Origin of the sequence: Hylemonella sp. W303a (assembly GCF_046452315.1) — a bacterium.
Taxonomy (GTDB): Bacteria; Pseudomonadota; Gammaproteobacteria; order Burkholderiales; family Burkholderiaceae_C; genus Hylemonella.
In genome coordinates this window covers 203,728-217,285 of the sequence record NZ_JBKFDG010000005.1, presented here as the reverse complement: position 1 = coordinate 217,285, position 13,558 = coordinate 203,728, and the positions used below count along the sequence as shown (strand labels likewise).

The following is a 13,558-nucleotide window of genomic DNA, read 5'->3' as shown; positions in this document are numbered from 1 at the left end:
ACTTATTTGCCGTGGCTGAGCGCGTTGCCCAGCAGCTTGGAGGTGACGTCGACAATCTGGATCATGCGGTCATAGGCCATGCGCGTGGGACCAATGACACCCAGAGTGCCCACGATCTGGCCGTCCACCTCGTAAGGCGCGCTGACCACGGAGAGCTCCTCATAGGGCACGACCTGGCTTTCGCCGCCGATGAAGATGCGCACGCCTTCGGCCTGGCCCGCGCTGTCGAGCAGTCGCATCAGTTGAGCCTTCTGCTCGAAAAGATCGAAGGCACGACGCAGATGGCTCATGTCGCTGGAGAAATCGCTGACCGCCAGCAGATTGCGTTCGCCCGCGATCACCACCTCTTCCTGCGGCTGACTCATGGCCTCGGTGCCGACTGTGACGGCCGCCTGCATCAAGGCAGCAATCTCGCCGCGCAGTTTCTCGACCTCGCCCTGAAGACGCTCCTTCACCTGCTCCAGCGTGAGGCCGAGGTAATGGGCGTTGAGGTAGTTGGCAGCCTCGGTGAGCTGGGAGGTGGAGTAATCGGCCCCGGTGAAGATCACGCGGTTCTGCACGTCACCCTCAGGCGAAACCAGGATGACCAGAATGCGCCGCTCGCCCAGACGAAGGAATTCAATGTGTCGAAACACCGAGGAACGACGGGGTGCCACGACCACCCCGACGAACTGCGACAGGGAAGACAACAGATTGGCCGCATTGCTGATGACCTTCTGGGGCTGGTCAGGCACGAGCTGATGGGGCGCGAACTCCGACGCAGCCATCTGCTCACGCTGCACGGTCAGCATGGTGTCCACGAAAAGACGATAGCCGCGAGCCGTGGGCACCCGTCCGGCGCTGGTGTGGGGACTGGCGATCAGGCCCAATTCCTCCAGGTCGGACATCACGTTGCGGATGGTCGCGGGCGACAGCTCCAGCCCCGAGGCGCGCGATAGCGTGCGCGAGCCGACCGGCTGCCCGTCGGCGATGTAACGCTCCACAAGCGTCTTCAAAAGCAACTTGGCACGGTCATCCAGCATGGAAAATCATTCTAACGACGAGCCCCGCGCACACCCGAACCATTCTTGCAAATCAAGTCGCTGGAAGGATTGAAAGCCGGCGCCAATACTGTATATTGATACATACCCACAGCTTCCCGCCATGAACCTCCGATTCCACCAAGTTGCCCTGATCGGCCGCTACCCACTCGCCCCGCAACCCGGCGGCACCCCGGGAACGGCCAGTACGCGGGCACGCCCGGCGCTGGGAGGCATCGCGGCCCTGCTCCAAGCACAAGGTTGCGCCGTGATGGTGGAAGCACAAACAGCCCTGGCCGCCGACGGCTTGGATGGCCTGCCGACGCTGGGCCTGGACGACATCGCGTCCCGCTGCGACCTCGCCTTGGTGGTAGGTGGCGACGGCACCATGCTGGGCGCCAGCCGCGTGCTCTTTCACCCCGACACGGGCCAAGGCGTGCCACTGATCGGCATCAACAGCGGGCGGCTCGGTTTCATCACCGACATCTCTCTGGAGAGTTACGCCAGCGTGCTGCCACCCATGCTGCATGGCGAATATGAAGCGGAAGAACGCGCGCTGATGCAGGCGCGGGTGATCCGTCCCGGGCCAGACGGTGATCACTGTGTCTTCGACGCCCTGGCCATGAATGACGTGGTGGTGCATCGCGGCAATTCCTCGGGCATGGTGGAACTGCACGTGGAAGTGGATGGCCGTTTCGTGGCCAACCACCGGGCCGATGGCCTGATCCTCGCCACGCCCACCGGCTCCACCGCCTACTCGCTCTCGGCCGGCGGCCCCATCCTCCACCCCGCCATCGCGGGCTGGGTGCTTGCGCCGATCGCGCCACATTCATTGTCGAACCGGCCTGTTGTCCTGCCCTCGGATTCGGAGGTCTCCCTGCAAATCGTCTCCGAGCGCGAGGCCATGGTCAATTTCGACATGCAGACCCTGACTGCGCTGCAGCAAGGTGACCGCATCCTGGTCCGTCGTTCGGCGCGCACCGCGCGTTTCCTGCACCCGCGCGGCTGGAGCTATTTCGACACCCTGCGCAAGAAATTGCATTGGAATGAGACTTGACTCTCTGAAGGAGTTCTGACGCCATGGCTCTGAAACGCATCGTCCTGCGGGACTTCGTCATCATCAGCGAGCTCGACCTCGAATTCGCTCCCGGCTTCACCGTGTTGACCGGCGAAACCGGCGCCGGCAAGTCCATCCTGATTGACGCTTTGCAGCTCGTCACCGGCGCGCGGGCCGACACAGGCCTGATCCGCGAGGGTGCGTCGCGCACCGACGTGAGCGTCGAATTCGATCAGTGCCAGCTCTACAACGGCTGGCTGGAGGCCGCCGGCTTCGACACCGGTTTCGACCCCGGCGCGACGCTGCTGCTGCGCCGCACCGTGGACACCCAAGGCAAGAGCCGCGCATGGATCAACGGGAGCCCTGCCACCGCGACGCAGTTGCGCGAGTTGGGTGAGCAGCTTTTCGACATTCACGGCCAGCACGCTTGGCAAAGCCTGACCCGCACCGAGGCCGTGCGCGGTCTGCTCGACGCCTACGGCCGCATTGACACCGAGGCGCTGACCGGTGCCTGGACGCATTGGCGGCAAACCGTCAGGACCTTGGAAGAAGCCCGCTCAGCGCAAGACAAACTGCAAAGCGAGCGCGAGCGCCTGAGCTGGCAGATTGGCGAAGTGGAGAAACTCAATCCCCAGCTTGGTGAGTGGGAAACGCTCAACACCGACCACAGCCGACTGGCCCACGCCCAAGCGCTGCTGGACGCCGCCCAAATTGCGCTGAACGCCCTCGATGGCGGGGACGAAGGCGCCGACGGCAGCGCCCGACATGCCCTGGGCACCGCACGCCTGTCGCTACAAAATCAGGAGCATCTGGAGCCCGAGTTCAAATCCCTGGCCGAGATTCTGGCTTCCAGCCTGGCCCAGGTGGAAGACAGCGCGCACAGCCTGCGCTCGTACCTTCGTCGCACCGACCTGGACCCAGAACGCTTGGCTGAACTCGATGCGCGGCTGACGCAATGGATGACCCTGGCACGCCGCTACAAGCGCGCGCCGGAGGAGCTGGCCTTGGCGCTGGTGAGCTGGCGTGAAGAGCTGGCGCGCTTGGACGCCGCAGCCGATCTGGAGATGCTACAAAAAGCAGAGCAGGACGCACGCACCCACTACATGCAGGCAGCGCAGGCTGTTTCGCGATGCCGCGCTGCCGCCGCGCCGCGGCTGGCCCAGGCCATCACCCAAGCCATGCAGGGATTGGGCATGGAGGGTGGCCGCTTCGATGTCGCGCTGCAGGTGATGGATCAGCCGCAGGCTCACGGATTGGAAGAGGTGCAGTTCCTCGTGGCTGGGCATGCGGGCAGCACGCCGAGGCCCATCGGCAAGGTGGCATCGGGCGGCGAGCTGTCGCGCATCGCGTTGGCCATCGCCGTCACTACCAGCCAACTGGGCGCGGCGCAAACGCTGATCTTTGACGAAGTGGATTCGGGCGTGGGCGGCGCGGTGGCCGAGACTGTGGGACGGCTGATGCAACGCCTGGGCCACGACCGCCAAGTGCTGGCTGTCACGCACCTGCCGCAGGTCGCGTCCTGCGCGGACAACCACCTGCAAGTCTCCAAGCAGCGCGAAGGCAGCGCCACGCTGAGCAATGTCGCGCGCGTGCAGGGCGAGGCAAGGGTGCAGGAGATCGCGCGCATGCTGGGCGGGGAACGTCTGACCGGGGCGACCCTGGCTCATGCCAAGGAAATGCTGCAAGATCAGGGGCAACCCGGCCTGATCTGAGCCGAAGCAGCTCCGGTCACGCAGAATTCCAGCCATGGAAATCATCCTCATCACCGGCATGTCCGGCTCAGGCAAGTCAGTCGCGCTGCATGCGCTCGAAGACGCGGGCTATTACTGCGTGGACAACCTGCCGCCCGAGCTGCTGGAGCCTTTTGTCGCGCTGGAGCAAAAGCAGCGCGCACGGCACGTCGCGATTGCCGTGGATGTGCGCAGCGCTACCTCCTTGCCTCAACTACCTGCCCTGCTGAACACGCTGCGGGAGCAAGGCCACGCGATCAAGTCCCTCTTCTTGGACGCCTCGACCGACACCTTGGTGCGCAGGTACTCCGAGACACGGCGCAAGCATCCGCTCTCCAGCACGCCTGCGGGCATCTCGCTCACGGGCAACCCCATCTCGGGGGCAGCGGACAAAAAAAATGCGCCTCAGGCTGACAAGGATGGCCATGCGGGAGAAGCCACGGATCCCAACCGCGCCCTGATCGAGGCCATCGAACTGGAACGCGAGCTGTTGGCCGACCTGCGCGACCAAGCTCAGGTCATCGACACCAGCGTGCTGCGTGCGGCGCAGCTTCAAAGCTACATCAAGGAGGCCATTCGCCTGCCCGGCAACTCGCTCACCCTGGTGTTCGAGTCCTTCGCTTTCAAGCGGGGCATTCCCGTGGACGCGGACTACGTGTTCGACGTGCGGATGCTGCCCAACCCGCATTACGAACCGGCCTTGAAGGACCTCACCGGGCGCGACCAACCCGTGATCGACTACCTCCGCGCCCAGCCGGAAGTCGACCTGATGCGCCAGCACATCGAGCGCTTCCTGAACCAATGGCTCGCCGCGCTACTGCACAACCATCGCAGTTATGTCACGGTCGCCATCGGCTGCACGGGCGGGCAGCATCGCTCGGTGTACCTGGTCGAGGAGCTGACCCAGCGCTTCGCGACGCGATGGGCCACACTCAAGCGGCACCGTGAAATCGGCTAGACCTGCTGTTCCAGCAGTTTTCTGATCGGCGCGGGCAGGCCCAAAGCGGGCCAAGCGTCTGCCGCATGCCAATGGCCTTGCTCGGAAAGCTTCAGGGAAGCAGGCAATGCCACATGGACGGGATGCAGATGCAGATCCTTGTGCGTCAACACATGCTTGAAAACCGGCAGTTCTTGCAAACCTTCATGCCACCTGGCTGGAACGGCCGCCTGCACCGACTCGAAACTGTCGAACAGTTCCAGGCAATGCAAACCCGCCCAGACGCTTTTCAAGGCATCGTCAGCACCGCCTGACGCGGGTCGCTGGCGCAACCAGACCGCGCCGTCTCGCGTCTGCGCCCACAAGAGCCACAGGGATTGCGCCGTGCGCTTGAGCTTGCGGGTCTTGACGGGATAAGCCTCGGGCCGGCCTTCGCCGCACGCCACGCAGAGGTCAGCCACCGGACACATTAGGCAGCTTGGCTTGCGAGGCAGGCAGACGGTGGCCCCCATGTCCATCACCGCCTGGGTGTAACGCGGCATGTTCTGGTTCAAATCGTCGCGAGGTAAGAGTTCCTGCGCCAACTTCCACAAAGCCCTTTCCTGGGCCACCTGGGCCAAATCACCGTCAAAGCCCAGCGCACGCGTCAACACCCGCTTGACGTTGCCATCCAGGATGGCCACGCGTTCGCCAAAGCAGATGGAGGCAATGGCGGCTGCCGTCGAGCGGCCAATGCCCGGCAATTCCTGCAGGGTCGCGGCGTCACGCGGAAAAGCGCCGCCGTGCAGCACCATCACCTTTTGCGCGCAGGCGTGCAGATTGCGTGCCCGGCTGTAGTAACCCAGGCCGCTCCAGAGGGCGAGCACGTCGTCCAGCGGCGCCGCCGCCAAGGTCGCTACATCGGGAAAGCGCTGCAGGAACCGGGCGTAATACTCACGCACCGTCGTGACCTGGGTCTGCTGCAACATGATCTCCGAGAGCCAAACCCTGTAGGGATCGCGGGTGTTCTGCCACGGCAGGTCATGGCGGCCATGCACAAGCTGCCAGCGCAGCAACCGATCTGACCATTGCGCCACCTCCACGGCCTGCGACGATTTGGCAGACGCCATGGTCTTCGGGTCACGCTCTTTCACGCCTGCTCACGCTTTCTGGCAATCGGCGCAGTAATAAGTCGCCCGTTGGCCTTGCCGCATCAACTTGATAGGGTGACCACACACCGTGCATGGCAAGCCGTCGCGGCCATAGACCTTGGCCTCGAACTGGAAGTTGCCGCGTTCGCCCACCGCGTTGCTGTAGTTGCGCAGCGTGGTGCCACCCGCGGCCAGAGCCCGCCCCAGCACGTCACGTATTGCGGCGTGGAGCCTCGCAGCGCGTGGTTTGCTGATGCGCGCTGCCGACAGCGTGGGCCGGATGCCGGCGATGAACAGCGCCTCGGACGCATAGATATTGCCCACGCCCACCACCACATCGCCGGCAAGCAACACCTGCTTGATGGCGCTTCTGCGTTTTCTCAGCGCGGCGTGGAAGTTGTCTGCCACAAAACCGGCATCCAACGGCTCCACACCCAGGCCATCCAGCAGCTTGCGCGCGATGGGCGCGTGCGCGCTTGCAGCCCAGACCACAGCACCGAAACGGCGGGGGTCATTCAGGCGCAGCAGGCCCCGGTCGGTCTGCAGGTCGAAATGGTCATGCTTGTCCCGTGGTCGTGGGCCTTGGGCTGCGACATCGGTGAAGCTGAGGCTGCCGGACATGCCCAAGTGCAACAGCAGCAGGCCTTCATCCAAATCTAGTAAGAGGTACTTACCGCGACGCCGCACACCTCGCACCTGCCGCCCGACAAGTTGCGCGGGGGCGATACCCAAAGGCCAGCGCAAGGGCAACCCTTGCCAAACAGACACGATGCGCGCTTCGGTGATGCGGTCCGCGAAGCTCAGGCGGGTGGCTTCGACTTCGGGCAACTCAGGCATGAAACAGTGAAAAGTCGCTGCAAAAACGGACATTATGGAGAGGAAATTGAGGCGAGTACGCCTTGGCTTATCATGGCCCGCCCCGATTCGGATCGCCTATGTCAGCTCTACGCCCGCGCCTGCCCGCCCTGATCTTGCCTGCCCTGCTGGCGCTTCTTCCTACCACGCAGGCCGCGCCGGCAACGCCGTCCAAGGGACCGACCGCAGTCGCTGACTTGGAAGCACCCACGCCCGTTGAGAACTCCATGCTGAATGGTGAGCTCTTCTACCAATTGCTGCTGGGTGAATTGAGCGTGCAACAGGGCGAAACAGGGGCCGCTTATTCCTTGCTGCTGAACGCCGCGCGCAAGACGAACGATGGACGGCTCTACCAGCGTGCCATCGACATCGCCTTGCGTGCGCGGGCCGGCGAATCCGCCCTGCTGGCCGCGCGGGACTGGACCAAGGCGCAGCCCGAATCCGCCGAGGCCAATCGCTATGTGCTGCAGATCCTGCTCGGTCTGAACCGGTTGGACGACACCGTGGGGCCACTACAGCGCGCCCTCGCGCTGTCGGCGCCTGCGGAACGCCCTCTGCTGATCGCCACATTGCCCCTCTACTTCTCCCGCAGCAGCGACAAGGCGTTGGCGGCGTCCGTGCTGGAACAGGCCTTGCAATCTCAGTTGCTGGATCCCGCGCAGCTCACCGCCCAAGCGACACCCATCGACAAGACAACAAGCGCCGCCGCATGGAGCGCGGTAGGTCGCATGCGTCTTGCAGCAGACAACCCTGCGGGCGTTCTGGAGGCCGCGCGGCGCGGCGTGGCGCTTGACCCGCGCGCACCGGAGCCCCTGCTGCTGGCCATGGCGCTGTTGTCGCCTCAGTTGCCCGCGCGTTATGCGCCGCAACGCGAGGAGGCGCAAGAACTTCTGGCGCGCCATTTCGCCTCGACCTCCTCGGCGACGCCGAATTTGCGCTTGTATTACGCGCGTGCTTTGGTCGATATTCAGCGTTATGCCGAAGCTCAAGCTCAACTGAAGACCATTCTCCAGGCCCAGCCCGATCTCACGGACGCATGGCTGCTGCAAGGCATGCTGGAACTGCAAGACAAGCGTCTGTCGAACGCGGAAAAATCACTGAAGCGCTTCATTGAACTGATCGAAGCACAACGCAAACAAGCCATCGCCTCGACGGGCACAGAAGAGGATGACGACGACGAGGCCGACGATGCCCAGGACGGCAGCCCAGTCATCCGGCGCCAGGACGGTCAGCAGGCCATCCAGCGCGCAATGACACAAGCCTACCTTGGGCTCGCTCAAATCGCCGAGCAGCGCAAGGACTACAAGGCAGCGGAAGCCTGGCTTGCGCGCATCAACACCGGTGGCAACGCGGCCGAGCAACTGCGTGTGCAGAAGCAACGCGCGAGCTTGTTGGCCCGGCAAAACCGCATGGACGACGCACTCGCCCTGATTCGCGGCCTGCCTGACAACACGCCCGAAGGCGCGCGCGACAAGTTCTACGCCGAGTTGCAGTTGCTGCGAGACAACAAGCGCTACGCCCAAGCCTATGCGCTGCTGGAGGGTGCGACGCGAAACAATCCGCAGGACTATGACCTGCTGTATGAGCAGTCCATGATGGCCGAAAAGCTGGGCCGCGCGGAAGAGATGGAGCGTCTACTGCGCCGGATCATGGCGGAAAAGCCTGACTATCACCACGCCTACAACGCACTGGGGTACTTCTTCGCTGACCGCAACATGCGTTTGGCCGAGGCCCGGGCACTCATTCAGAAAGCCCTGGACGCAGCGCCTGGGGACCCATTTATCACCGACAGCTTGGCTTGGGTGACCTTCCGAGAAGGCAACAAGGAGGAAGCGCTACGCCTCTTGACGCAGGCCTACACCGACCGCCCAGACGCCGAGATCGCCGCCCATCTGGGCGAGGTACTCTGGAGCCTCGGTCAGCGCGACGAGGCCCGCAAGATCTGGCGCGAAGGGCTGGAACTGAATGCCAGCAATGAAACGCTGCTGGAAACGCTGCAGCGTCTGGGCGTTAAAAAGCCCTGACCGCGTCCATGTCCACGCAGCATGCGCCGGCCACGGGTCGTGATGACGCGGATGGCGAATACAGGAGCGCTGCGGGATAGCGCTGAAGAACGCTACACTCGCGCGCCATGCCGCACTCACTGCATGATGTCTCCGCGCCAGCGAAGCTGAATCTCTTTCTGCATGTCACGGGTCGGCGCGCTGACGGGTACCACCTGCTGCAGTCGGTTTTCACCCTGATCGATTGGGTTGACACCCTGCATTTCGAAACGCGTGCGCATCGGCAGCACGACGGGGGGCTGAGCCGCGAGGATTTGACGACGCCCTTGCCCGCGGACGATCTGGTCTTGCGGGCCGCTCGTGCCTTGCAGACCGCTACCGGCCATGCAGGGGGCGCTCATATCGCGATCGCCAAACACATCCCGGCCCAAGCAGGACTCGGCGGAGGCTCCTCCGACGCTGCATCCACCCTGCTGGCGCTCAATCGGCTGTGGAAGCTCAAGCTCAGCCTGGAGCAGCTGGCCACAATCGGTCTTACGCTCGGCGCGGACGTGCCGTATTTCTTGCACGCCGCGCATGCCAAGCAAGCGACGGCCTGGGTAGAAGGCGTTGGTGAACACTTCATTCCTTTGCCAGCAGATTTGGAACCGACTCAGTTGCTGCCCGGCCATGCCCTGCTGGTCGTCAAGCCTGAAGCAGGCCTGGAAACCGCCGCGATTTTCCGTGACCCAGCTTTGAAACGGGACAGTTTTGCTGCTACAATCACAGGCTTTGCTGCTGACCCCAGCGTGGACTCAGCGAGCTTGGAAAATCCGGATCGTCTTGAACGCCAAGAGAGCGCGCAAAGACGGAATTTCAGGAAATTCCTGCTTGAGGATTCACGCAACGACTTGCAGCCCGTCGCCCAGCGGCTTTGCCCTGGTGTCACGCGAGCCCTGGAATGGTTAAGTTCCTTGGGCTTATCGGGGCGGATGACGGGCTCGGGCAGCGCGGTTTTTGCATGGGTTCCACCTGACATGCATGTGCGTGCCAGGTTTTCTAGCGCGGCGATCGCCGTGCCTGACCAGATGCAAAGCCGCTGGTGTCGCAGTCTGGATGTCCATCCGCTCGCCCATTGGGCTTAGCTGAAGGACGGCCAGCGTAAGAAAACGTCAGGGAGTTCGGACTCAGTCCGAAGTGAACGAGTTTTGAGGTGGGCGGTTGTGGTGACTGACCGTCGACCTGTGTAGGGGAGTCGCCAAGTTGGTTAAGGCACCGGATTTTGATTCCGGCATGCGAGGGTTCGAGTCCTTCCTCCCCTGCCAAATTCCTGCATTCGTACCAGTCACCCACGCTTCAAACAAGCGCGTTGCCACCTTCCACCTCCGACGTCTCCACGCTGGGCTCTTCCATGCAGATCGCAGCCTCTTCCCCGGATTTCATGCTCTTCACGGGCAATGCCAACCCCACTCTGGCGGCGGACATTGCCAAACATCTGGGCATCAGTCTTGGCGCGGCAACCGTCGGCCGTTTCTCCGATGGCGAAGTCACGGTTGAGATCAACCAAAACGTGCGTGCCCGCGACGTGTTCGTGGTCCAGTCCACCTGCGCGCCGACCAATGACTCGCTCATGGAGCTGCTGATCATGGTCGACGCCCTCAAGCGCGCGTCGGCTGAACGCATCAGTGCCGTCATTCCCTATTTCGGTTACGCCCGCCAGGATCGTCGCCCACGCTCCAGCCGTGTGCCCATCTCGGCCAAAGTCGTCGCCAACCTGCTGCAGACCGTGGGGGTTTCCAGCGTGTTGACCATGGACCTGCACGCCGATCAGATCCAGGGGTTCTTCAACATCCCGGTGGACAATATCTACGCCTCGCCAGTCCTGCTCGGCGACCTGCGTCAGCAAAATTACGAAGACCTGATCGTCGTCAGCCCGGACGTGGGCGGCGTGGTGCGCGCCCGCGCGCTGGCCAAGCAGCTCAACTGCGATCTGGCCATCATCGACAAGCGCCGTCCCAAGGCCAACGTCAGCGAAGTGATGAACGTGATCGGCGACATCGAAGGCCGCAACTGCGTGATCATGGACGACATGATTGACACCGCCGGCACGTTGGTGAAAGCCGCCGAGGTGCTCAAGGAACGCGGCGCGAAAAGCGTCTACGCCTATTGCACGCACCCCATTCTGTCCGGCCCCGCCATCGAGCGCATTTCCAAGAGCACCGCGCTTGACGAAGTGGTGGTGACCAACACCATCCCGCTGGCCGAGTTGGCCCGCGCGTGCGACAAGATCCGCCAATTGTCCGTGGCCCCGCTGTTCGCGGAGACCATCCACCGCATCGCCCGGGGCGAGTCGGTCCTGAGTTTGTTCTCGGAGCAGGACGCGCCGCTGCTGTGAGCAGCCGCTGCCTTGCTGCGAGACCAAAAGCCGCCCGCGTCGGAAGATGCGGGCATTGTTGAAACCGGAACCACACTGGTCGCGGTGGGTTCCGACGGAAGCGTTGCTCAGTCAATCTTCCACAAGGAGTGAACCATGAAATTCGTCGCTTTTGAGCGCGCCAAGCAAGGTACGGGTGCGAGCCGCCGCCTGCGTCACACGGGCCGCACGCCCGGTATCGTCTACGGTGGCACTGTCGAGCCCTCGCTGATCGAGCTGGACCACAACGCCCTGTGGCATGCCCTGAAGAAGGAAGCCTTCCACTCGTCCATCCTGGACATGGAACTGAACGGCAAGAGCAGCCAAGTGTTGCTGCGCGACGTGCAGATGCACCCCTACAAGCCCCTGGTGCTGCACATTGACTTCCAGCGTGTCGACGCCAACACCAAGCTGCACATGAAGGTGCCGCTGCATTACAGCGGCGAAGAAAATTCGCCTGCCATCAAGGACAAGGCCCTGGTGAACCACATCGTCACCGAGCTGGAAATCTCCTGCCTGCCCAAGGATCTGCCTGAGTTCATCGCCGTGGATCTGAGCAAGCTGACCAAGGGCGCTTCGTTGCACCTCAAGGACATCACCCTGCCCAAGGGCGTGACGGCCGTGACCCACGGCAAGACCAACCCGGTGCTGGTGGCCGCGGTGGCTCCCGCTGGCGAAGAAGAGGCAGCCCCCGCCGCCGAAGCTGCACCCGCCGCCGATGCCAAGGCCGCCCCGGCCAAAGCGGCTCCGGCCAAGGCTCCCGCCAAGAAGTAAGCGCATCTTGCGTTGCCAGGCACCGGGTGCGACGGCCCGGAAGACCTGGTCTCGGCCCAACGGCCCGCCTCGGCGGGCCGTTTTCCTTTCTGGTTGGCCCCGGCTTGAACGGGCGGCCATCGATAATCCCGGCATGCTCAAACTACTCGTCGGCCTGGGCAACCCCGGCCCTGAATACGAAGCCACGCGGCACAACGCCGGTTTCTGGTGGATTGATGCCGTGGCCCGGGAACTCAAGACCAGTCTGAGCCTGGAAAAAAGCTACAACGGCCTGATGGCGCGCACCACCTACAAAGGGCAAACGCTCTGGCTGCTGGAGCCCATGACGTTCATGAACGAATCTGGCAGGTCCGTCGCCGCGCTGGCGCGCTTCTTCAAGATCCAGCCCGAGGAAATCCTGGTCGCCCATGACGAGATGGACATCGTGCCCGGTGAAGTCAAGCTCAAGCGTGGCGGTGGTCATGCCGGACACAACGGGCTTCGCAGCCTGCACGCCCAGCTGGGCAGCGACGACTACTGGCGGCTGCGCATCGGCGTGGGCCATCCCGGCGTGAAGTCCGAGGTGGTCAGCTGGGTGCTCAAGAAACCGTCACCCGACCACCGCGCCGCGATCGAGGACGCGATGATCCGCACCCTTCAGGCCCTGCCGGATCTATTGAGTGGGGCCATGGACAAAGCCACGATGCACATCCACACCAGCAAGCCACCACGACCCAAACCACCCAAGCAGCCCCGGCCCGAGGTCCAGCCCGCGCAAGCAGGCCCGACGACGGTGGACCACCGCGTTGGGATGGCGGACCGCAAACCCGCCGCGTGATCCTCAGGCGGCCGAGGCCGGTTTTTCCGCCTGAAGTCGCAGGTACTTCTGCATCAAGGTCTCCCGGCTCTCCACGTGCTGCGGATTGACCGGGATGCAAGCCACAGGGCAGAGCTGCACGCACTGGGGCTGCTCATGGTGTCCTACGCATTCGGTGCAACGCGCGGGGTCGATCTCGTAGATCTGTGGCCCCAGGTAGATCGCGTTGTTGGGACACTCCGGCTCGCAGACATCGCAATTGATGCACTCGTCGGTGATCATCAAGGCCATGGCGCCTACCCTCCCATCGACCGACGAACCTTGTCCGCCAAGCGCCGCGCAACGGCAGGATCGACGAACTTCTCCGCCTCCCCTCCCAGGGCCGCGATCTCGCGCACCAGGGTGCTAGAGATGAACTGGTAATTCAGGCCGGGTGTCAGGAACACGGTTTCGACCTCGGGCATCAACGTGCGATTCATGCCAGCCAGTTGGAACTCGTAGTCAAAATCGGTCACGGCGCGCAAGCCGCGAATCACCACTTTGCCACCGCGCTCGACGACGAAATCACGCAATAGGCCCGTGAAGCTCTCGACCGACACGTTGGACTGGTCGTGCAACACCTCACGCACCAGGTCCATGCGCTCGTCCAGCGTGAACAAGGTTTTCTTGTGGTGAGCGGCCGCCACGCCGACGATCACCTGGTCGAACAGCTGCGCAGCACGGCGCACCACGTCGCTGTGGCCCAGGGTCAGTGGGTCGAAGGTGCCGGGGTAGATGGCAATCACGGGGCGGGACATGGCGGCAACGTCTCCAGACTCAGAGGCTCAGATGCGTCCCAGATGGGCGGACGGCAATTATGAAGTGA

The 13,558-nt window shown here is 63.4% G+C and carries 13 protein-coding genes and 1 tRNA gene; 9 read left to right on the top strand and 5 right to left on the bottom strand.

Annotation, left to right across the window (positions count from 1 at the left end):
- Positions 1 to 2: 2 nt before the first annotated feature.
- Positions 3 to 1,022, bottom strand: coding sequence for a heat-inducible transcriptional repressor HrcA (gene hrcA, locus ACLBKS_RS11535; protein ID WP_410192946.1), 1,020 nt, complete (start codon positions 1,020 to 1,022; stop codon positions 3 to 5).
- Between the two features lie 121 nt (positions 1,023 to 1,143).
- Between hrcA and ACLBKS_RS11530 the strand changes: the two genes are divergently transcribed.
- The 3 genes from ACLBKS_RS11530 to rapZ are packed head-to-tail and all read left to right on the top strand — an operon-like array spanning position 1,144 to position 4,764.
- A complete protein-coding gene (locus ACLBKS_RS11530) occupies positions 1,144 to 2,076 on the top strand; it encodes an NAD kinase (RefSeq protein ID WP_410192945.1) in 933 nt (310 codons plus the stop codon).
- Between the two features lie 23 nt (positions 2,077 to 2,099).
- A complete protein-coding gene (recN, locus tag ACLBKS_RS11525; protein WP_410192944.1) occupies positions 2,100 to 3,788 on the top strand; it encodes a DNA repair protein RecN in 1,689 nt (562 codons plus the stop codon).
- A 34-nt stretch (positions 3,789 to 3,822) separates the two neighbouring features.
- On the top strand, positions 3,823 to 4,764 hold the full coding sequence (gene rapZ / locus ACLBKS_RS11520) for an RNase adapter RapZ (protein ID WP_410192943.1): 942 nt from the start codon (positions 3,823 to 3,825) through the stop codon (positions 4,762 to 4,764).
- On the opposite strand, the gene mutY is transcribed toward rapZ, so the two are convergent.
- Together mutY and mutM are read right to left on the bottom strand one after the other, a co-directional pair.
- Positions 4,761 to 5,852, bottom strand: coding sequence for an A/G-specific adenine glycosylase (gene mutY / locus ACLBKS_RS11515; protein ID WP_410192942.1), 1,092 nt, complete (start codon positions 5,850 to 5,852; stop codon positions 4,761 to 4,763). The two genes, rapZ and mutY, sit on opposite strands and share 4 nt — an antisense overlap.
- A gap of 30 nt (positions 5,853 to 5,882) precedes the next feature.
- Positions 5,883 to 6,710, bottom strand: coding sequence for a bifunctional DNA-formamidopyrimidine glycosylase/DNA-(apurinic or apyrimidinic site) lyase (gene mutM, locus ACLBKS_RS11510; protein ID WP_410192941.1), 828 nt, complete (start codon positions 6,708 to 6,710; stop codon positions 5,883 to 5,885).
- Between the two features lie 98 nt (positions 6,711 to 6,808).
- On the opposite strand from mutM, the gene ACLBKS_RS11505 reads away from it, so the two are divergent.
- The 6 genes from ACLBKS_RS11505 (at position 6,809) to pth (ending at position 12,714) form a co-directional block, all read left to right on the top strand.
- Positions 6,809 to 8,752, top strand: coding sequence for a tetratricopeptide repeat protein (locus tag ACLBKS_RS11505; protein WP_410192940.1), 1,944 nt, complete (start codon positions 6,809 to 6,811; stop codon positions 8,750 to 8,752).
- A 107-nt stretch (positions 8,753 to 8,859) separates the two neighbouring features.
- On the top strand, positions 8,860 to 9,855 hold the full coding sequence (ispE, locus tag ACLBKS_RS11500) for a 4-(cytidine 5'-diphospho)-2-C-methyl-D-erythritol kinase (protein WP_410192939.1): 996 nt from the start codon (positions 8,860 to 8,862) through the stop codon (positions 9,853 to 9,855).
- Between the two features lie 103 nt (positions 9,856 to 9,958).
- Positions 9,959 to 10,035, top strand: a tRNA-Gln gene (locus ACLBKS_RS11495).
- 92 nt (positions 10,036 to 10,127) lie between these two features.
- Positions 10,128 to 11,105: a ribose-phosphate pyrophosphokinase gene (locus tag ACLBKS_RS11490; RefSeq protein WP_039852037.1), complete on the top strand. Its 978-nt coding sequence runs from the start codon at positions 10,128 to 10,130 to the stop codon at positions 11,103 to 11,105.
- Positions 11,106 to 11,240: 135 nt separating this feature from the next.
- Entirely contained in the window at positions 11,241 to 11,897 is a 657-nt protein-coding gene (locus tag ACLBKS_RS11485) for a 50S ribosomal protein L25/general stress protein Ctc (RefSeq protein WP_410192938.1), read from the top strand.
- Between the two features lie 133 nt (positions 11,898 to 12,030).
- Positions 12,031 to 12,714: an aminoacyl-tRNA hydrolase gene (pth, locus tag ACLBKS_RS11480; protein ID WP_410192937.1), complete on the top strand. Its 684-nt coding sequence runs from the start codon at positions 12,031 to 12,033 to the stop codon at positions 12,712 to 12,714.
- A 3-nt stretch (positions 12,715 to 12,717) separates the two neighbouring features.
- On the opposite strand, the gene ACLBKS_RS11475 is transcribed toward pth, so the two are convergent.
- Both ACLBKS_RS11475 and coaD read right to left on the bottom strand, forming a co-directional pair.
- Entirely contained in the window at positions 12,718 to 12,984 is a 267-nt protein-coding gene (locus tag ACLBKS_RS11475; RefSeq protein ID WP_410192936.1) for a YfhL family 4Fe-4S dicluster ferredoxin, read from the bottom strand.
- 5 nt (positions 12,985 to 12,989) lie between these two features.
- Positions 12,990 to 13,490, bottom strand: a complete 501-nt coding sequence (coaD, locus tag ACLBKS_RS11470) for a pantetheine-phosphate adenylyltransferase (protein WP_410192935.1) — start codon at positions 13,488 to 13,490, stop codon at positions 12,990 to 12,992.
- Between the last annotated feature and the right edge of the window lie 68 nt (positions 13,491 to 13,558).